General features: G+C 69.2%; 20 protein-coding genes and 1 tRNA gene. 16 read left to right on the top strand and 5 right to left on the bottom strand.

The features are described from left to right. Positions 1–106: 106 nt before the first annotated feature. The 11 genes from RZO50_RS11940 to RZO50_RS11890 all read left to right on the top strand — a co-directional run bounded on the left by RZO50_RS11940 (position 107) and on the right by RZO50_RS11890 (position 10,210). On the top strand, positions 107–823 hold the full coding sequence (locus RZO50_RS11940) for an O-methyltransferase (RefSeq protein ID WP_322599947.1): 717 nt from the start codon (positions 107–109) through the stop codon (positions 821–823). A gap of 60 nt (positions 824–883) precedes the next feature. After that, on the top strand, positions 884–2,164 hold the full coding sequence (eno, locus tag RZO50_RS11935; protein ID WP_322599946.1) for a phosphopyruvate hydratase: 1,281 nt from the start codon (positions 884–886) through the stop codon (positions 2,162–2,164). A gap of 71 nt (positions 2,165–2,235) precedes the next feature. Then, positions 2,236–2,712: an FtsB family cell division protein gene (locus RZO50_RS11930; RefSeq protein ID WP_322599945.1), complete on the top strand. Its 477-nt coding sequence runs from the start codon at positions 2,236–2,238 to the stop codon at positions 2,710–2,712. A gap of 49 nt (positions 2,713–2,761) precedes the next feature. Next, positions 2,762–3,283: a DUF501 domain-containing protein gene (locus RZO50_RS11925; protein ID WP_322599944.1), complete on the top strand. Its 522-nt coding sequence runs from the start codon at positions 2,762–2,764 to the stop codon at positions 3,281–3,283. Further along, on the top strand, positions 3,280–4,557 hold the full coding sequence (locus tag RZO50_RS11920; protein ID WP_322599943.1) for a S8 family serine peptidase: 1,278 nt from the start codon (positions 3,280–3,282) through the stop codon (positions 4,555–4,557). Before RZO50_RS11925 ends, RZO50_RS11920 begins: the two co-directional genes overlap by 4 nt. A 31-nt stretch (positions 4,558–4,588) precedes the next feature. Beyond that, positions 4,589–5,962 (top strand): NAD(P)/FAD-dependent oxidoreductase, encoded by a 1,374-nt coding sequence (locus RZO50_RS11915; RefSeq protein WP_322600032.1) that lies wholly within the window; start codon positions 4,589–4,591, stop codon positions 5,960–5,962. A gap of 25 nt (positions 5,963–5,987) precedes the next feature. Then, positions 5,988–6,061, top strand: a tRNA-Leu gene (locus RZO50_RS11910). Position 6,062: 1 nt separating this feature from the next. Beyond that, on the top strand, positions 6,063–7,289 hold the full coding sequence (locus RZO50_RS11905) for an alanine racemase (RefSeq protein ID WP_322599942.1): 1,227 nt from the start codon (positions 6,063–6,065) through the stop codon (positions 7,287–7,289). Continuing rightward, on the top strand, positions 7,286–8,599 hold the full coding sequence (locus tag RZO50_RS11900; RefSeq protein ID WP_322599941.1) for a D-arabinono-1,4-lactone oxidase: 1,314 nt from the start codon (positions 7,286–7,288) through the stop codon (positions 8,597–8,599). Before RZO50_RS11905 ends, RZO50_RS11900 begins: the two co-directional genes overlap by 4 nt. A gap of 88 nt (positions 8,600–8,687) precedes the next feature. After that, positions 8,688–9,257, top strand: a complete 570-nt coding sequence (locus RZO50_RS11895) for a LemA family protein (protein WP_322599940.1) — start codon at positions 8,688–8,690, stop codon at positions 9,255–9,257. 59 nt (positions 9,258–9,316) lie between these two features. Further along, the gene (locus tag RZO50_RS11890; RefSeq protein ID WP_322599939.1) at positions 9,317–10,210 is read left to right on the top strand and encodes a M48 family metalloprotease; all 894 of its coding nucleotides are present in this window, start codon (positions 9,317–9,319) and stop codon (positions 10,208–10,210) included. A 4-nt stretch (positions 10,211–10,214) separates the two neighbouring features. On the opposite strand, the gene RZO50_RS11885 is transcribed toward RZO50_RS11890, so the two are convergent. Together RZO50_RS11885 and RZO50_RS11880 are read right to left on the bottom strand one after the other, a co-directional pair. After that, complete coding sequence (locus tag RZO50_RS11885; protein ID WP_322599938.1) at positions 10,215–11,132, bottom strand: hypothetical protein; 918 nt, start codon at positions 11,130–11,132, stop codon at positions 10,215–10,217. Beyond that, on the bottom strand, positions 11,129–12,409 hold the full coding sequence (locus tag RZO50_RS11880; RefSeq protein WP_322599937.1) for a winged helix-turn-helix domain-containing protein: 1,281 nt from the start codon (positions 12,407–12,409) through the stop codon (positions 11,129–11,131). Before RZO50_RS11880 ends, RZO50_RS11885 begins: the two co-directional genes overlap by 4 nt. Before the next feature lie 61 nt (positions 12,410–12,470). Between RZO50_RS11880 and RZO50_RS11875 the strand changes: the two genes are divergently transcribed. Both RZO50_RS11875 and ilvA read left to right on the top strand, forming a co-directional pair. Continuing rightward, complete coding sequence (locus RZO50_RS11875; RefSeq protein WP_322599936.1) at positions 12,471–13,667, top strand: AI-2E family transporter; 1,197 nt, start codon at positions 12,471–12,473, stop codon at positions 13,665–13,667. Then, complete coding sequence (ilvA, locus tag RZO50_RS11870) at positions 13,664–14,890, top strand: threonine ammonia-lyase (protein WP_322599935.1); 1,227 nt, start codon at positions 13,664–13,666, stop codon at positions 14,888–14,890. The genes RZO50_RS11875 and ilvA overlap by 4 nt, the downstream gene beginning before the upstream one ends. A gap of 82 nt (positions 14,891–14,972) precedes the next feature. Here ilvA and greA read toward each other — a convergent pair whose 3' ends face one another. Next, complete coding sequence (greA, locus tag RZO50_RS11865) at positions 14,973–15,464, bottom strand: transcription elongation factor GreA (RefSeq protein ID WP_322599934.1); 492 nt, start codon at positions 15,462–15,464, stop codon at positions 14,973–14,975. Between the two features lie 105 nt (positions 15,465–15,569). Then, positions 15,570–15,962, bottom strand: a complete 393-nt coding sequence (locus tag RZO50_RS11860; protein WP_322599933.1) for a DUF4307 domain-containing protein — start codon at positions 15,960–15,962, stop codon at positions 15,570–15,572. 66 nt (positions 15,963–16,028) lie between these two features. Here RZO50_RS11860 and RZO50_RS11855 point away from each other — a divergent pair, with 66 nt between their 5' ends. Continuing rightward, positions 16,029–16,319, top strand: a complete 291-nt coding sequence (locus RZO50_RS11855) for a hypothetical protein (protein WP_322599932.1) — start codon at positions 16,029–16,031, stop codon at positions 16,317–16,319. Between the two features lie 12 nt (positions 16,320–16,331). On the opposite strand, the gene trhA is transcribed toward RZO50_RS11855, so the two are convergent. Then, entirely contained in the window at positions 16,332–17,024 is a 693-nt protein-coding gene (trhA, locus tag RZO50_RS11850) for a PAQR family membrane homeostasis protein TrhA (protein ID WP_322600031.1), read from the bottom strand. Positions 17,025–17,154: 130 nt separating this feature from the next. Here trhA and RZO50_RS11845 point away from each other — a divergent pair, with 130 nt between their 5' ends. Then, entirely contained in the window at positions 17,155–17,934 is a 780-nt protein-coding gene (locus tag RZO50_RS11845; protein ID WP_322599931.1) for an isoprenyl transferase, read from the top strand. A gap of 201 nt (positions 17,935–18,135) precedes the next feature. Further along, positions 18,136–19,512, top strand: a complete 1,377-nt coding sequence (locus tag RZO50_RS11840) for a PhoH family protein (RefSeq protein ID WP_322599930.1) — start codon at positions 18,136–18,138, stop codon at positions 19,510–19,512. Position 19,513 lies beyond the last annotated feature (1 nt).

The following is a 19,513-nucleotide window of genomic DNA, read 5'->3' as shown; positions in this document are numbered from 1 at the left end:
TCATCGAGGATCGCCGACCCGGCCGCATCGTTTGTGCGCGGTCGACATCCCCATGCGCAGAGGAGCGCGGTTGACGCACCTCCCTCGACAGGGCTTGGCTGGACCTATGGCCGAACCCACTCCCGACGCCTGGCGTCGCGTCGACCGCTACCTCACCGAGACCCTCGTCGGGCACGACCCCGTGCTCGACGCCGCTGTGACGGATCAGAACGCCGCCGGCCTGCCCGCGATCGAGGTCGCTCCCGTGGGCGGCAAGTTCCTTCATCTGCTGGCGCGCATCGCCGGCGCGCGCCGGATCCTCGAAATCGGCACCCTCGGCGGCTACTCCACGATCTGGCTGGCCCGTGCGTTACCCGAGGGCGGTCGGGTCGTGACCATCGAGGCGGAACCGGCCAATGCGCGGGTGGCGCGGGCGAACCTGAGGCGCGCGCAGCTGGCGGAGCGGGTGGAGGTGCGCGAGGGGCGTGCCGTCGACGTCTTGCCGACCCTCGAGGGGAGCGCCCCGTTCGACCTGGTCTTCATCGACGCGGACAAAGAGTCCAACACGATCTACCTGGACTGGGCTGCGCGTCTCGGTCGTGAGGGCACCGTGGTGGTCGTCGACAACATCGGTCGCGCCGGCGAGGTCGCCAATCCCGCCACGATGGAATCACACGTCATCGGCACACAACGCGGCCTCGAGATGCTGGCCCGTGACCGCCGCTTCGACGCCACGGCCCTGCAGACCCTCGATGCGAAGGGATGGGACGGTGTGGCCCTCGCCCTCGTCGCCGAGGCGGGTCCCGCCCGTCACACCGGTGGCGCCGACGCCCACGATCACTAGACTCGTCCTCGGACCGATGACGCTCCGAAGACCCACCCTCCATCTGACAAGGAGTCCTCAGTGGCACTTATCGAGGCTGTAGGCGCACGCGAGATCCTCGACTCGCGCGGAAACCCGACCGTCGAGGTGGAGGTGCTCCTCGACGACGGCATCGTCCAGCGGGCCGCCGTCCCGTCGGGCGCTTCCACCGGCGCTTTCGAAGCATATGAACTGCGTGACGGCGACAAGGGCCGGTACAACGGCAAGGGCGTGCTGAAGGCCGTCGAGGCGGTCATCGACGAGCTCGGGCCCGCGATCGAGGGAGTGGAGGCGAGCGAGCAGCGAATCGTCGATGAGATCCTCATCGAGACCGACGGCACGGACAACAAGGGCCGTACCGGCGCGAACGCCATCCTCGGCGTGTCGCTGGCCGTCGCCAAGGCGGCGGCCGACTCGGCGGACCTCCCGCTGTTCCGCTACCTCGGCGGACCCAACGCACACATCCTGCCCGTCCCGCTGTTCAACGTCATCAACGGCGGCGAGCACGCCGACAACGGCATCGACATGCAGGAGTTCTTCCTGGCTCCCATCGGCGCCGAGTCCTTCTCGGAGTCGCTGCGCTGGGGCACCGAGGTGTACCACGTCCTCAAGGGCGAGCTGAAGGCCGCCGGCTTCGGCACGGGCCTCGGCGACGAGGGCGGCTTCGCCCCCGACCTGCCCAGCAACCGCGAGGGCCTGGACTTCCTGGTGAAGGCGATCGAGAAGGCCGGCTTCACCCCGGGTGCCGACATCGCGCTCGGTCTCGACGTGGCCGCCACCGAGTTCTTCAGCGACGGCGTGTACCGCCTCGAGAACAAGGATTGGACCGCCGCGGAGCTGACCGACTACTACGTCGGCCTCGTCAACGACTACCCGATCGTGACGATCGAGGACGCGCTCGCCGAAGACGACTGGGATGCCTGGAAGGCACTGACCGATGCCCTCGGGACCAAGACCCAGCTCGTGGGTGACGACCTCTTCGTCACCAACCCGCAGCGTCTCGCCGACGGCATCGCCCGAGGCGTCGCGAACTCGCTGCTGGTCAAGGTGAACCAGATCGGCACGCTGAGCGAAACGCTCGACGCGGTCGACATGGCCCACCGAGCCGGCTACACCGCGATGCTCTCGCACCGCTCGGGAGAGACCGAGGACACCACCATCGCCGACCTCGTCGTCGCCACCGGTGCCGGTCAGATCAAGAGCGGCGCGCCCGCTCGCAGCGAGCGCGTGGCCAAATACAATCAGCTTCTGCGCATCGAGGAAGAGCTGGGCGACGCGGCGGAGTTCATCGGCCGCGCAGCGTTCCCGCGCTTCGCAGGCTGAGAGATCGAACGAGAGGGGGAGCCGTGGTCAGGACGACGGCTTCCCCTTCGCGTTCCCGCGCACGTCGGCCGGTGGACGTGCGCGGATGGCTCGGCGGTATCCGGCTGTCCGGCTTCATGGTCATCATGCTGGGGCTGGTCGTCCTTGCCGCCTTCGTCCTGGTGCCCACCATCGGCACCTACGTGGAACAACGTCAGCGGATCTCGGCACTCGAAGCAGCCGTCGCGCTCGCACAAGACGACGTGGAGAGGCTCGAGGCCGAGCAGGATCGGTGGCGCGATCCCGCCTTCATCACGACCCAGGCGCGCGAGCGTCTGTACTACGTCAAGCCGGGCGAAGTCGTGTACCTCGTCGACAATGACCTGTCCTCCGCCGACGTCCCCCAGGAGCAGGCCGCGGTCAGCGACGATGTCGAACAGACCCGAACGGACTGGATGACCCAGATGGTCCGGTCGGTGACCGAGGCGGGGCTCGCGCAGACGGTCGTGCCGGCATCGGACGAGCCCCTCGGCGAGCAGCCGGCCGACGGCGGCGGGCCGGACTCGTGATCGGGAGCGTCCCCAGCGGCGACCCAGTCGCGGCCGGTAGATTGACGCGGTGACCTCCTCGCCCTACGCCCCCGTGACCGACGCCGAGCTCGACGTGCTCGGCGCCCAACTCGGACGCCCGGTGCGGGGCGCGGTGGGCATCGCCGCCCGCTGTTCGTGCGGCAATCCCACGGTGGTCGCCACATCGCCGCGGCTGGATGACGGAACGCCCTTTCCCACCTTCTACTACCTGACCCATCCCGGTGCGACCAGCGCGATGTCGGCGCTCGAGGCCACCCAGGTGATGATCGAGTACAACGAGCTGCTGGCCGAAGACGATGAGGTGGCCACCGCCTACCGTCGCGCGCATGAGGCATTCCTCGCCGATCGCGCCGTCTTCGGGGAGGTCCCCGAGATCGCCGGTGTCTCCTCCGGTGGGATGCCCACGCGTGTGAAATGCCTGCACGCGCTCGCGGCGCACAGCCTCGCGGCCGGCCCGGGCGTGAACCCCATCGGTGACCTGGCGCTCGAGCGCGGCGAGTGGTCGCCCCGGGTGTGCGTCTGCGCGGATCCGGGAGCGGCGACGACATGAGACGCCTCGCCGCGGCCGCAGTGGCGGTGCTGCTCGGCGCGACGCTCCTGACGGGGGCGACGGTCAGTCCCGACCCCGTCGAGGCCGACACCCCGGACGATCTCATCGATCCGGTGCGAGGCCTCGAGTACTGGCTCGAGGACTACGGGGTCAGCGAGGCGTGGGAGACCACACGAGGAGCAGGCGTGACGATCGCCGTGATCGACACCGGCATCGCGCGCGGGCCCGTCGAGCTCGACCCCGCCGTCATCGGCGGCACCGATGTCTCCGGCCTCGGTTCGGCCGACGGCCGCACGCCGGTCGGAGCGGTCGACGCGAGCCACGGCAGCTGGGTCGCCTCGCTCGCCGCGGCGCGTGGCACGGGTCCCGACTCGGGCATGATCGGCGTCGCACCGGAAGCCGACCTGCTCTCGGTCTCGGTCGGATTCGGATCGTCGGCCGCTGTGCCCTTCGTGGAGCAGGTCGCCGAGGGAATCCGCTGGTCGGTCGACAACGGGGCCGACATCATCAACCTGTCCTTCACCACCAACACGACCGATTGGGACAAGAGCTGGGACAGCGCGTTCCAGTACGCCTTCGACAACGACGTCGTCGTCATCGTCGCGGCCGGCAACCGCGGGAGCGGCACGTCCACCGTCGGCGCTCCCGCGACGATCCCCGGAGTCCTGACCGTCGCCGGCGTCGACCCGGAAGGCACCGCGAGCGTCGAGGCGTCCACGCAGGGAATCACCCTCGGGGTGGCGGCGCCCAGCGAGAAGCTCCTCGGGGTCTCTGCCGACGGTGCTGTGGTGCAGTGGGACGGCACCAGCGGTGCAGCGCCCATCGTCGCGGGGATCGCCGCTCTCGTCCGTTCGGCCCATCCTGATCTCGACGCGAACAACGTCATCAACCGCCTCATCCGCACGGCGACCCCGGCGAAGGGTTCCAGCGTGCTGTACGGGTACGGTCTCGTCGACGCCGAGGGGGCCGTGGAGGCCTCTGTGCCGGTGGTGTCCGCCAACCCGATGGGAAGCCTCGAGGAATGGATCCGCATCTACCGTCGGGCGGATGCAGGTCCCGTCGCCGAGCCGACGGTGGAACCGGTGGAGATCGAGGCTCTGCCGCCCGCGGAGTCCCTCACGCGCGACGATTCGCCTCTGCTGCCCACGCGTGAGACGCTGCTGTACGGAACCGTGCCGCTCGTGATGCTGTCGAGCGTCGCTATACTGGTGGCGCTCGGCGTCACCGCTGCTGTCCGACGCATCCGATCGGCGTCCCGAACGCCCAGCCGCTGACACAGGGAGTACCCCACTCGTGACCAACACCGTGCCCAAGATCCTCATCGTCGGTGGCGGATACGCAGGCTTCTATACGGCCTGGAAGCTCGAGAAGACCCTCCGTAAGGGCGAAGCAGAGGTCACCATCGTCGACCCGCTGCCTTACATGACCTATCAGCCCTTCCTCCCGGAGGTGGCTGCGGGATCGATCGAAGCGCGCCACTCGGTGGTGTCGCTGCGTCGTCACCTGAAGCGCACCCGCATCCTCACGGGGAAGATCACCGGCATCGACCACGCCCGCACGACGGCCACGGTCACCCCCGAGGTCGGCGCCCCGTTCACCGAGTCCTACGACCAGATCGTCGTCACGGCGGGTGCGGTCTCGCGCACGTTCCCGATCCCGGGCATCGCCGACAACGCGATCGGGCTGAAGTCCATTGAAGAAGCCGTCGCGATCCGCGACCAGTTGCTCGACAATTTCGACAAGGCCGCGATGCTCCCGGCCGGTCCTGAACGCGATCGACTGCTGACCGTCGTCGTGGTCGGTGGTGGTTTCGCCGGCATCGAGGTCTTCGCCGAGCTGCGATCGTTCGCCTCCTCGCTGCTCGCGAAGTACCCGAACATCGCGTTCGAGGACACGCACTTCCACCTGATCGAGGCCATGGGGCGCATCATGCCCGAGGTCTCCCTCCCGACGAGCGAGTGGGTGCTGAAGGACCTCGCGAAGCGCGGCGCGCACGTGCATCTCGACACGCAGGTCAAGGGCGCGGTCGATGGCAACGTCGAGCTGTCCACGGGGGAGACCCTCCCCTCGGACCTCATCATCTGGACCGCCGGTGTCATGGCGAATCCCACCGTCGTCCGCGGGAGCGACCTTCCCGTGGAGGAGCGTGGCCGTATCCGCACGCGTGCGGACCTGCGCGTGGGAACCGACGAGGAGATCATCGAGGGCGCCTGGGCCGCGGGCGACGTCTCGGCCGTCCCCGACCTGTCCGGCGGCGGGGTCGGAGGGATGTGCGTCCCGAACGCGCAGCACGCGGTGCGGCAGGGCAAGCTGCTCGCCAAGAACATCACCGCGGTGCTGCGTGGCGAGGAGCCGAAGGACTACTTCCACAAGAACCTCGGCGCCGTCGCGGGCCTCGGTCTGTACAACGGTGTGTTCCAGTCGGGCAAGATCGCGCTCAAGGGCTTCGTCGCCTGGCTGGCCCACCGCGGATACCACGGACTGGCCATGCCGACGTGGGAGCGCAAGTTCCGCGTGATCTGGGGCTGGTGGAACAACCTGTGGCTGGGTCGTGACATCGTGAGCCTCTCGAGCGTGCAGAACCCGCGCTACGTCTTCGAGGAGTTCGCCGCGCGCCCGCGCCCGGCCGAGCCCGAGAAGCAGGCGGACGCCGACAAGGACAAAGCCGCCACCCGCTGACCGGTAGCGTGGAGGGTGCCGCGGCGCCCCCGTAGCCCAACCGGCAGAGGCAGGCGACTTAAAATCGCTTCAGTCTGGGTTCGAATCCCAGCGGGGGCACATGATCGAGCTGCTCGCGCGCGAACCGGTGGATCAGACGGGGCGGGACCCGGACGAGTTCTGGTGGCGCATCGACGCTGCTGTCGCGGATTTCTCCGGACCGCTCGCGGTCATCGACGTGGGGGCGCTCCGGCACAACGCCCTCGACCTGCTGGTGCGCGCCGGGGGCGTGCCGATCCGGGTGGCGAGCAAGTCCGTCCGCGTGCGCGCGGTTCTGGACGCGGTTCTCGCGCTGCCCGGCTACGCCGGCATCCTCGCCTACACGCTCCCCGAAGCGCTGTGGCTCGCCGAAACGCATGAGGACATCGTCGTCGGCTATCCGACCGCCGATCGAGCAGCGCTGGCGCACCTGGCCGCAGACGAGTCTGCCGCGCGGCGTGTGACGCTCATGGTGGACGACATCGCGCAGCTCGATCTGCTCGATGCCGTCGCCCCGCCGTCCGTTCGCGCGGAGGTGCGGGTCGCCATCGACGCGGACGCCTCGTGGCGTTCGGCGGCGCTCGGGCACGTCGGAGTGCGTCGTTCGCCGCTGCACGACGCGGCCGATGTCACTCGCCTGGCCCGGGCGATCGCGGCGCGACCGGGGGTTCGCCTGGTCGGCCTCATGATGTATGAGGCGCAGGTCGCGGGCCAACCCGATGCGGTCGGACCCGAGGCCCCGCTGATGCGGTGGATGAAGCGGCGTTCGATCGCCGAGCTCCACGACAGGCGCGCCGGCATCGTCTCCGCGCTCCGCGATGTTGCGGCGTTGGAGTTCGTCAACGGCGGCGGCACCGGGTCGTTGGAGGCCACCTCGGCGGACCGCTCGGTGACCGAGCTCACCGCCGGAAGCGGGCTGCTGGCGGGTCACGTGTTCGACGGTTACCGCGGATTCGCGCCGGCCCCCGCCTCCGCATTCTCGCTCGAGGTGGTGCGCCGACCGACGGCCGACATCGTCACCGTGCTGGGCGGCGGCTGGGTCGGGTCGGGCCCACCGGCGGCATCCCGGCAGCCTCGTCCGGTGTGGCCGGCGCCCCTTCGCACACTCACGCGAGAGGGTGCGGGTGAGGTGCAGACGCCCCTGCAGGGCCGCGCCGCGAGCACCCTCGCCATCGGTGACCGGGTGTGGTTCCGGCACGCCAAGAGCGGGGAGACCGCCGAACACGTCGATCGGTATCTCGTGGTCGACGGGGGCGCGGTCATCGGTGAGGTGCCCACGTATCGCGGCGAGGGGAAGGCCTTCCTGTGACCAGGCCCGGTGCGATGTGGCGCAACTGGGGGCGGTCGGCCGCCGTGCGCCCCCAGCGGATGGAGTTCCCGCGAACCGTCGGCGCGGTCGCGCGCGCGGTCACGGCGGCCAAACAGCGAGGCATGCCGGTCAAGGCCGTGGGGGCCGGTCACAGCTTCACGGGTATCGCCGTCGCCCCCGGAGTGCTCCTCGATCTCACCGACCTCACGGGTCTGGTCTCGGTCGATGTGGATCGCGGCCACGCGACGTTCCTCGCCGGAACGCGGTTGCACCAGATCCCCCGACTGCTCGCCCCCTACGGGCTGGCGATGGAGAATCTGGGCGACATCGACCGTCAGTCGATCTCGGGTGCGATCTCGACCGGTACGCACGGGACCGGAGTCCGCTTCGGAGGACTTGCCACGCAGGTCGTCGCGGCGTCCCTCATCGTCGGCGACGGGGAGATGCTCCGCGTCGATGAGGAGGAGAATGCCGACCTGCTTCCGGCCGTCGCGCTCGGTCTCGGCGCCCTGGGGGTGTTGGTGGACGTCACGATCCGGTGCGTGCCCGCTTTCCAGCTGCATGCCGTGGAACGTCCCGAATCGCTCGACGAGGTGCGAGGAGAACTGCACCGGCGGGCGGCTGAAGCCGATCACTTCGAGTTCTACTGGTTCCCGCACACCGACAAGGCGATGACCAAGACCAACACCCGCCTGCCCGAGAGTGCACCGCGACGTCCGATCGGCGCGATCGGCGCCTGGGTCGACGACACCCTCGTCGGAGGAGTGCTGCATCAGGCGGCGTGCGGTGTCGCCAGGGCCGTCCCGGCGACCGTGCCGACGATCACCCGCGCGTCCGTCCGGCTGTGGGGCGATCGCGAGTTCACCGACGCCTCGCACCGGGTGTTCGCGACGGCGCGCGCCGTGCGCTTCCGCGAGATGGAATACGCCCTGCCGGCCGCCGCCGTCGGGGATGCCTTCGACCAGGTGCGCGCTCTGATCGAGGAGCGGGGCTGGCGCGTCTCGTTCCCGATCGAGGTGCGTTTCGCCGCCGCCGATGACAGGTGGCTCTCGACCGCCTACGGGCGCGACTCGGCCTACATCGCCGTGCATCGGTACTGGCGGGAGGATCCGTCGGAGTACTTCGAGGCGGTCGAGCAGATCATGCTCACCCACGGCGGTCGCCCGCACTGGGGCAAGATGCACACGCTCGGCGTCTCCCAGCTCCGGGACCGGTACCCGCACTTCGATGACTTCGTCGCACTGCGCGATCGTCTCGACCCCGAGCGGCTGTTCGGCAATCGATATCTCTCGCGCGTGCTCGGGGACTGAGGCCGGTCCCGCATCCGGAGCCGGGGGAGTGCTGGGAGTCGAGGCGCGCGGCGCGTGACGGCGAGACGCGCCCGATAGGATGGTCGACATGTGGGAATGGCTTATCCCGGTCCTCATCGTCGTCGCGATCGTCGTCATCGCCGGAATCTACCTGTGGGCGACGTACAACTCGCTCGTGCAGTTGAATGTGCGCGTCGACGAGGCGTGGAGCGACATCACGGTTCAGCTGAAACGCCGTGCCGACCTTCTGCCGAATCTCATCGAGGCGGTCAAGGGGTACGCCGCACACGAGAAGGCCGTTTTCGAGAACGTCACGCGGGCGCGTGCCGAGACGCTCAGCGTCGCCAGTCCCGCCGACGCCGGCGTGGCGGAGGGGCACATGCAGCAGGCGCTGAAGTCGATCTTCGCGGTCGCCGAGGCCTACCCGCAGCTCCAGGCCAGCCAGAACTTCCTCCAGCTGCAGCAGTCGATCGTCGACACGGAGGACAAGATCCAGGCGTCGCGTCGCTTCTACAACGGCGGTGTGCGGGAGTTGAACACCAAGATCAAGGTGTTCCCCAACAACCTCTTCGCCAAGAACCTGGGCTTCAGTGAGCGGGAGTTCTTCGAAGTCGTCGACGGTGCGGCCATCTCGGAACCGCCGCGCGTCCAGTTCTGAACGCTCCGCCGGCCGCCGCCGGGGCACGGCGGTGGGGCGGATCGTAGACGAGGTTCCCCATGTACAGTGCGGTCGCGCGCAACAAGCGCAACACCTGGTTCATCCTGATCGGATTCGTCCTCGTCCTGGGCGCGATCGGCTGGCTGGCGGGGTGGCTGATGGGCCAGAACTGGTTCGTCACCGGGTTCATCCTGATCTTCGCGGCCGGCTACGCCACTCTCCAGTACTTCTTCGCCGATCGTGAGGCCCTGGCGATGGCCGGCGCCGTCCAGGTATCCGCTCACGATGCCCCCCGTTATCACCGGCTCGTCGAAAACCTCTGCATCACGACCGGCACACCGATGCCCAAGCTCTACGTCGTCGACGACCCCGCACCGAATGCGTTCGCGACCGGGCGCAAGCCGGAGGAGGCCGCGATCACCGTGACGACCGGGTTGTTCGAGATCATGACCGATCGCGAACTCGAGGGCGTCTTGGGGCATGAACTCGCACACATCCGCAACTACGACATCCGGGTGTCTCTGATCGTGTTCGGGCTCGTCGTGGCGGTGGGTATCCTCGCCGACATCATGCTGCGCGCGGCCTTCTTCGGCGGCCTGCGACGCGGTGGCGGCAACAACGGGCAGGCCCAGCTGCTGTTTCTGCTGTTCGGGATCGTCGCGGCGATCGTCGCTCCGCTTCTGGCCGGGGTGGTCCAAGCCGCGATCTCACGCCAGCGCGAGTACCTCGCCGATGCCACGGGCGCACTGACCACCCGCGATCCCGACGGACTGGCTTCGGCGTTGGCCAAGCTCGACGAGCACAGTCGGCCACTCCGGAAGGAGAATACGTCGATGGCCCACCTGTGGTTCGCCAATCCGCTCGCCCCGAAGGCGTTCGCGAAGCTCTTCGCCACGCACCCTCCGATTCCCGACCGCATCGAGCGCCTCCACGACATCGGTGGTTCGTTCTGAGGCTTCAGAAGGCGCGCACCACCGCGACCGGGCCCTCGAACGACAGCGTGCCCCGCAGCGTCCAGTCCGCCGTCCGGTACGTCCGCTCACCCGTACCCCCGCCGCCGCGCAGTGTGCCTCGCACGGTCGCCACGAGGATGCCCTCCGACGCGACCGTCAGTCCGTCCGGGGTGACCTCGCTCACCGACGGATACGTGTCGATGCGATACGCGATCGAGTCGACGTCGGAGAAGTCCGCCGGCCACGGCACGTCGAACCCGCAGCCTTCCGGGGTGATCGCCGCCGTGCGGGTGCACGCATCCGCGTGGGCGTCGAGCGCATCCTGGACGACATCGACGGCTCCGTCGGCGAGGCGGGACCCGACGGAGACCTCCACGGTCTCGCGGGGGCCGACAGCGACCTGCTCCTCACCCTGGAGAAGCTCGACGGGCAGGGGCGTCAGCCGGTAGCGGGCCGGGAGGACCGGCAGCGCCGTCCCGGAAGCCACCACGGCATCCCCGACGGCGATCGCGGCCCCCGGCGAGGTGGTGGGCACGATCTCGCCGAGGTCGCCCGAGACGAGCCACTGCCCGTCGTCGCCCTCGGTCACGGAGAACCGGAGATCGCGCCGTTCGTCGCCGAAGAAAGCCGAGGCTTCCACGGCGACCTCGTCGTCCTGGCGCTCCCCGGTCACCTCCACGCGCGCCTCCCGGATGGCGATCGCGCCCGCGAAGGCCGCCGCTGTCTGCGCCGGGAGCGCATCCGCGCGCAGCGCCTCGACGGCTGCGAGGTCGCCTCGCTCCAGCGCCGCGAGGTAGTCCTCGGCGGCACTCGTCGCCGTCGAGCCGCTCGGCGCCGCCGCGAGGGCCCACCAGAGGAGCGCGGCGCCGAGCAGCGCCGCCGTCCCGACGGCGATGACGAGCGCGACGATGCGGCGGCTCACGGCAGTACCCGCGTACGCGGGTCGGCGATCGGACGGACGACGTCCGGGCCGGCCTCATGGCGTGTCACCGGTCCGAGCGCTCGAGCGAGGTCGTCGGTCGCATCCCCCCAGCGCGACACGGAGATGGTGTCCAGGTGCTGCCACGCCGCGGCGGCGCGCAGCCGATCGGCGAGGCGGTCGGCCGCGTGGGTGGGTGCGCCGGGCTCCCACCACGCGGCCTGGACGAGAAGGCACCCGCTTCCTCGGTCGGCTTTGAGATCGACTCGGCCCACCACGTCCTCGTCGATGAGAACCGGAAGGGAGTAGTACCCGAACCGTCTGCGCGCGGCCGGAGTATAGATCTCGATGCGGTACTCGAACCCGAACAGGCGCTCCGCGCGGTCGCGGAACCACACCACCGGATCGAACGGCGTGAGGATCGCCGCCGTGTCGATGCGTCGCGGCAGCCGGGCGTCGCGATGGATCCAGGCGCTCGCGGGCCGGCCGCCGCGCTGCCAGCCCGCGACGTGGACCGGCGTCAGCTCGCCAGCGGAGACGAGCTCCTCGACCGCGGTCATCACAGCCTTGCGGTCGCGGATGCGCCAATAGTCGGCGAGATCGGCCGCCGTGGCCACGCCGTACGCGGCGGCTGCGCGGCGGACCAGTTCCCGGACGGCGTCGGCGCGGGGGACGGGCACACGCGCGGACTCGGGGATCACGTCGCCGGCAAGTCCATAGCGTCGCTCGAACCCGCGCCGACCGGCGATGGCGACCTCGCCGTAAAGCCACAGGTACTCCAGCGCGGTCTTCACGTCATCCCAGTCCCACCACGGTCCCCGTGACGATCTGCGGGCGTCACGCTCGATCTGCCCCGGACGAAGCGGACCACGGTCGGCGAGCTCGTTCCGGACCCAGGAGACGGTGTCGGCGTGGCGCCGCGTCCACCCGTCGGGGCCGTCGTGCTTTCGTCGCAGATCCTCCATCCGGAACGCGAACAGGCCCCAGTCGGCCGCAGGGATGAAAGCCGCCACATGCGCCCAGTACTCGGCGAACGTCGGCTTCGGCCGGAACAGGAGCCTGTCCAGCGCAGCGGTGTCGTACGAGCCCACGCGGGAGAACAGCGGCAGGTAGTGCGACCGGGCGAACACGTTGACCGAATCGATCTGGAGGGTGCCGAGGCGACGTATCGTCGTGGCGAGGGTCCGCGTGCCGGCGCGGCCGTCGGCGACCGGACGTGCGAAGCCCTGTGCCGCAAGTGCCACACGGCGCGCTTCGCCCGCACTCAGCGTCTCCCTCACGCGGTCAGCCTAACGTCACAGCCCGACACGGCCATCGGGGGAGGAGGCCTAGACTGGCCTGATGAGCGGTCCCGACGACACGTCCCGCGGCTCGTTCTTCTCCGCACTCCGCGACCGCACCCGCATCGTCTCGGGCGAGATGAGCGAGCAGGTGCCGCGCGGGCTACGCGTGACCGCCGAGTATGCGTGGCGGTTCCTGCTGATCGCCGCCGCGGCGGGAGTGCTCATCTGGCTCATCATCCAGTTGAAGCTCCTCGTGATCCCGATGATGGTCGCCATCCTCGTCACCGCACTGCTCTGGCCGTTCTTCTCCTGGATGATCCGTCATCGCTTCCCGCGGTGGATCGCCATCGTCCTGGCGTTACTGGGTACGTTCGCGGTGGTCGCCGGGCTGGTGTGGTTGGTCACCTGGCAGATCTCCCGTGAATGGCCCTCGGTGCAGGCGCGGACCGTCGAGGCGATCGCCGAGTTCCGCGAGTACCTCATCCGCGGTCCGCTCCATCTCACGGCGAATCAGATCGACGACCTCCTCAGTCAAGCCGGGAGCTTCTTGCAGCAGCAGGCGGAACTGCTGTGGTCCGGCGCCCTCGCGATCGGGACGACGCTCGGTCATGTGATCACCGGCGCCCTCCTCGCGGTCTTCATCCTCATCACGCTGCTCGCCGACGGGGCCGGGATCTGGCGTTGGACGACGAAACTCTTCCCGCAGCGCACCCGGGCAGCCGTCGACGGCGCGGCCAAAGCCGGCTGGGTCACCGTCATCAACTACGCGCGCACGCAGCTCCTGGTGGCCACGATCGACGCGATCGGCATCGGGCTCGGCGCCGCCCTCTTGGGTGTGCCGCTGGCCATCCCGATCGGCGTGCTGGTGTTCCTCGGGGCGTTCATCCCGTTCGTGGGCGCGGTCGTCACCGGGGCGCTGGCCGTCTTCCTCGCCCTGGTCTACAGCGGGCCCTGGATCGCCCTGTGGATGCTCGTGGTCGTCCTCGGCGTCCAGCAGCTCGAGGGGCACGTCCTGCAGCCGCTCCTCATGGGGTCGGCGGTCAAGGTGCATCCGCTCGCGGTCGTCCTCGTCGTCGCCGGCGGTGCCATGATCGCCGGTATCCCCGGTGCACTGTTCGCCGTCCCGCTGGCCGCCTTCGTCAACGTCGTCGCGGTGTACCTGAGCGAGCGCGCGTGGGAGACCGGGGCCGACCCCCGGGCGACCGCGGATCTGATCTGGACCACCGTCCCGAGAGCCAGGAGGACGCGCGCGTGAGCGCACCCACCATCGAAGACTTCGCCGACGCCGCACGGACCCTCGACGGCGTCATCGCACGCACCCCCGTCGACCGGTCGCAATTCCTCTCCGACCTCATGGGCGTTCCCGTGCACCTCAAACTGGAGAACCTGCAACGTACGGGCTCGTTCAAGATCCGCGGGGCGACGTATCGGCTGTCCCGCCTGAGCGAGAAAGAGCGCGAGCGCGGCGTGGTCGCCGCCTCCGCCGGCAACCACGCCCAGGGCGTCGCCCTCGCCGCACAGACGCTCGGGATCCCCGCGACCATCTTCATGCCCCTGGGCGTGCCCGTCCCCAAACTGCTCGCGACGCGCGGCTACGGTGCCGACGTGGTCCTCGAGGGCGCGACCGTCGAGACGCCGTTGCGGCTCGCAGCCGATCACGCCGAGCGCACCGGAGCGGTGCTGATCCACCCCTTCGACCACCGCGACGTCATCACCGGCCAGGGCACTCTCGGGATGGAGCTCTACGACGAGGTGCCTGACGTGGAGACGGTGGTGCTGGGCATCGGCGGCGGGGGGTTGCTGGCGGGCGTCGCGGCCGCGGTCAAGGCGCGCGCGGCCGCCGATGGGCGGCAGGTCCGGATCATCGGGGTGCAGGCCGAGAACTCAGCCGCCTACCCGTCCTCGATGGCTGCGGGCGAGCCCCTCGTGGTCGAGACCCGTCCCACGATCGCCGACGGCATCGCCGTGGCACGTCCCGGAGACCTCCCGTTCGAGATCATCCACGAGCTGGTCGATGAGGTCGTCACCGTCACGGAGGACGACATCGCGCGAGCGCTTCTGGTCCTGCTGGAGCGGGCGAAGCAGGTCGTCGAACCGGCTGGAGCGGTGGGTGTCGCGGCGATGCTGGCCGGCAAGATCACCGCCACCGGCCCGACCGTGACGGTGCTCTCGGGAGGCAACATCGACCCCCTCCTGCTGCAGCGGGTGGTCGCGCACGGCCTGGCCGCGTCCGGCCGCTACATGAGCCTGCGGATCCCGCTGCCCGACCGCCCCGGCCAGCTCGCCCGGGTCTCGGAGCTGCTCGCCCTGGCCGGCGCGAATGTCATCGAGGTGCTCCACACTCGCCACGGTCAGGGCCTGCAGATCTCCGAGGTCGTCCTGCAACTGAGCGTGGAGACCCGCGGGGAGGAGCACCGCGCGCACGTCATCGCGACCCTCGAGCAGGCCGGCTTCACCGCCACCGTGGTCTCGGACTGAGACGAGACGCGGGCCGCATCGCGGCGCGGATACACGCGCGGCGATACGGCCCGTTCAGCTCGCCTCCGGCGGAGGCGCGGGGTCACTGCCCGTCGTAGGTCTCGACCTTGACGATCTCGACGGCGATGTCGCGGCCGTTCGGTGCGGTATAGGAGACCTTCTCGCCCTCTTTGCGACCCAGGATCGCTTCGCCGAGAGGGGAGAGTTCGCTGTACACGTCGAGCTCGGTGCCACCGGCGATCTCGCGATTGCCGAGCAGGAAGGTCTCTTCACCGCCGGCGATGACCGCGGTGACCACAGTGCCGGGCTCGACGATGCCGTGGCTCTGGGGCGAGTCGCCGACCTTCGCGGACTTGAGCAGCGCCTGGAGGGTGCGGATGCGCGCCTCCTGCTTGCCCTGCTCATCCTTGGCCGCGTGGTACCCGCCGTTCTCCTTCAGATCGCCCTCCTCGCGCGCCGCTTCGATGCGCTTGGCGATCTCCTCCCGACCGGTGGTCGAGAGGTGTTCGAGCTCGGCGGTGAGCCGGTCGTGGGCCTCCTGCGTGAGGAACGTCACCTGGGCGTCACTGGACACGTCAATCTCCTTCGGTTCGGATCGGGCTGGGCACGAGAATCCGGTGCGGATAACCGAAACGCCCCGGGCATCGGCCGGGGCGTCAGTCGTCTGTGTCTCGACAGACTACGTCACCCAGCAGGTGTTGACAAAACCCGTTGTGGCCTCGGCCACGGTGGGGATGACCTCGCGGTACGCGGCGGTTCGACGATCTGAGGACGGGAACTCCACGATCTTCCACCCGACGACGCCGTGGTCGGTGTCGCGGGCCTCGAGTGCGCATGCGACGTCGCGCCCGGCCGGGGCGGTCATCTGGAAACTGAGGGCCACGGAGTGGTCGTCCACCACCTCGAAGGCGACCGTGTCGACGTCGACGTCGTCGAGCACGTTCCCCACCGCACCCCACGCGATCGCGCCGACGGCGAGCACCCCCAGGGTGATCGCGACGGCGGCGGTGAGGCGACGGCGCGGTGACGGCGTGCGCCCGTATCTGTCGTCGAGCTCGTCGGGGGTCGTCATGCGGTGGTGCTCCGGAAGATTAGGCTTGACGACAAGGCTATGCGCTCCGGCGCGGATCGAGGAAACATGCACGATGCGCTCGTCGCCCTGGCGACCGCGATGCCCATATCCGCAGAGGTCGTCGACCCGGATCTGGTGACGCCGGGTCCGTGGGGCTTCCTCGTGTTCGCCCTGCTCGGCGTCGTCGTGATCCTCCTCATCACCGACATGATGCGCCGGATTCGTCGGGGAAGGATCCGCGCGGACCTCGATGAGCAGCTGGATGCCGAGCAAGCCGCTGCGCGGGACGACTCGGCAGCCGCGTCGGGTGGGACGGGTGACGACGACGGCGACCCCGCCTCTCCTCACCCGCGGTGACGACGGCGCTCGTCAGCCGGCGTGGTAGGCGGGCTCCAGCGCGATCAGCAGGCACGCGGTCCAGTGGCAGAGGAACGCGAGCACGGTGCACACGTGGAAGATCTCGTGGAAGCCGAAGTGTCCCGGCCAGGGGTTGGGGCGCTTGAGGGCGTAGACGACCGCCCCGATCGTGTACAGCAGGCCTCCGATGATGACGAGGATCATCATCGCGGCGTTGGCCGCGAACAGGTCGACCATGTACATCACCGCCGCCCAGCCGAGGACCAGATACAGGGCGACGTAGAGCCAGCGGGGGGCGTCGATCCAGAAGACCCGGAACAGGATGCCGAGGATGGCGCCGCCCCACACCAGCGAGAGCAGCAGGACCGACTTTGACGTCGGGAGCGCCAGGACCGCGATCGGGGTGTAGGTGCCTGCGATCAGAAGCAGGATGTTGGCGTGGTCGATGCGCTTGAGCGTCGCGCGCATCTTCGGTTTCCAGGAGAAGCGGTGATACAGGGCGGAGTTGCCGAACAGCAGGAGGGATGTGGCCATGAACACCGCGGAGGACCACTTCGCGGGTGCACCCTGAGCGAGCGCGATGAGGACGATCCCGGCGGCGATCGCGACGGGGAACGTCCCCGCGTGGATCCAGCCGCGCCAGCTCGGCTTCAGCTCGGTCTGCGCGCTGACCGCCGAGGCTTCGAGCAGGGGGAGCTCGGGCATTTTGGCGCCCTGGTCGGACACGGTCGTGCGCTCGCGGCGGGACATGATCCGAGCGTACGCGCCGCCATATGCCTCCCGGGGCACGCGACGAAGACCCGGTCGTGCATGGCGGCGGCGGTAGGTTGGGGAGGTGACCGAGCTGAAGCAGGGCAGAGGGCCGCTCTACCGCCTCTACATCGGCCGACTGCGGCGCCGTCTCACCCCGGACACGGTGCCCCATCACGTCGCGATGATGATCGACGGCAATCGGCGGTGGGCGCGGCTGTCCGGGTTCGACTCCGCCGCGCACGGGCATCGGGCGGGCGCGGCCAAGATGCGGGAGTTCCTCCGATGGTGCGACGACATCGGCGTGAGAGTCGTCTCCCTGTACCTGCTCTCGAACGACAACCTCCGCAAGCGCGACTCCCAGGAGCTGTCGGATCTCGTCGAGATCATCGCCGAACTCGCCGAGGAGCTGTCCCACGAACGCGACTGGCGGGTTCAGCACGTGGGTCGGTCCGAGAATCTGCCCGGGGGGCTCGCGACGGTGCTCGCCGACGCGCAGCAGCGCACGTCCGGTCACAGCGGATTGCACGTGAACCTCGCGGTCGGGTACGGCGGTCGCGGTGAGATCGTCGACGCCGTCCGGAGCCTCATCGCCGCACATCACCGCCGTGGGGGATCATTGGAGGATCTCGCCGAGAGCCTGACCCCGGAACAGATCGGCGAGCACCTCTACACCGGCGGACAGCCCGACCCGGATCTGGTCATCCGAACATCGGGTGAGCAACGCCTGAGCGATTTCCTGTTGTGGCAGTCGGCGCACAGCGAGTTCTACTTCGTCGAGGCGCTGGGGCCGGATCTGCGCGAGGTCGACTTCCTTCGGGCGATGCGCGACTACGCCGAGCGTGACCGCCGCTACGGCGGCTGAGCGGTGTCACACCGGCGCCTCCGGGAATTCACCGACGCGTAACGAGTCGACCGCGTGTCGGGATGGCGTGTCGAGGGTCCGTGGTCGTAGCTTCAAGACATCGGGCAAGGCGCCTGATCGAGTCGGCCTCGAAGGATCGCGACTCGTGACCCACGGTCGACTCGAGATCCCGGGTTCGGGACCCGGAGCGGGGAGTGGGTTGTGACCACACGAGCACCACACAAGCAGCGCCGACAGGACGAAGGCCTCGCCGGACTCGGGGAGGCATCCCCGGACCGCCAGGATCAGGCGCTGCGCACCTACGTGCTGGACACCTCGGTTCTTCTCAGCGACCCGCGCGCGATCACGCGTTTCGCCGAGCACAATGTGGTCATCCCGGTGGTGGTGATCTCCGAGCTCGAGGGTAAACGCCATGATCCCGAGATCGGCTATTTCGCGCGGCAGGCGCTGCGTCTGCTCGACGATCTGCGCACCGAGCACGGCCGGTTGGACTTCCCGGTCCCGATCGGTGAAGGCGGAACCCTGCGCGTCGAACTCAACAACACCGACGCCTCCGTGCTTCCTTCCGGCATGCGGCTGGGGGACAACGATTCGCGCATCCTCGCTGTCGCGGCGCATCTCTCGCAGGACGGCGCCGAGGTGGTGGTCGTCTCCAAGGACATGCCCATGCGGGTCAAGGCGGCCTCGCTGGGCATCAGCGCGGAGGAATACCTCGCAGAGCAGGCCGTGGACTCGGGGTGGACGGGCATCGCATCAATCGACGTCTCGGGCGACGACATCAGCGACCTCTACGAGAGCGAGATCGCCGTCAGCGAGGACGTGGTCGGACTTCCCGTCAACACCGGCCTGATCATCCACTCCGAGCGTGGCTCGGCACTGGGACGCGTGACCGGCGACGGCTCGTACCGACTGGTGCGTGGCGATCGGGACATGTTCGGCCTTCACGGCCGCTCGGCCGAGCAGCGCATCGCGATCGACATCCTGCTCGATCCGGAGATCGGAATCGTCTCGCTCGGCGGGCGGGCGGGAACCGGCAAGTCGGCCCTGGCCCTGTGCGCCGGTCTGGAGTCCGTGCTCGAGCGCCAGCAGCAGAAGAAGATCATCGTCTTCCGGCCTCTCTACGCGGTCGGCGGGCAGGAGCTCGGGTACCTTCCCGGTGACCAGGGCGAGAAGATGAACCCGTGGGGGCAGGCCGTCTTCGACACTCTCGGCTCCATCGTCTCGGGCAACGTCTTCGACGAGGTCGTCGAGCGTGGCCTGTTGGAGGTGCTCCCGTTGACGCACATCCGAGGGCGGTCCCTTCACGATGCCTTCGTGATCGTGGATGAGGCGCAGTCGCTCGAGCGCAACGTCTTGCTGACCGTGCTCAGCCGGATCGGTCAGAACTCCCGGGTCGTGCTCACCCACGATGTCGGACAGCGCGACAACCTGCGCGTCGGTCGGCACGACGGCGTCGCCTCCGTGATCGAGACGCTGAAGGGCCACGACCTGTTCGCCCACGTCACGCTGACCAGGTCCGAGCGCTCGGCCATCGCCGCCCTGGTGACGGAACTGTTGGAGGCGGGCGAGTTGTCCTGAC

The organism is Microbacterium xanthum, assembly GCF_034531355.1.
Classification (GTDB): Bacteria; Actinomycetota; Actinomycetes; order Actinomycetales; family Microbacteriaceae; genus Microbacterium; species Microbacterium xanthum.
Note: the sequence above shows the minus strand (reverse complement) of the source record. Positions and strands in the feature narration are given on the sequence as shown.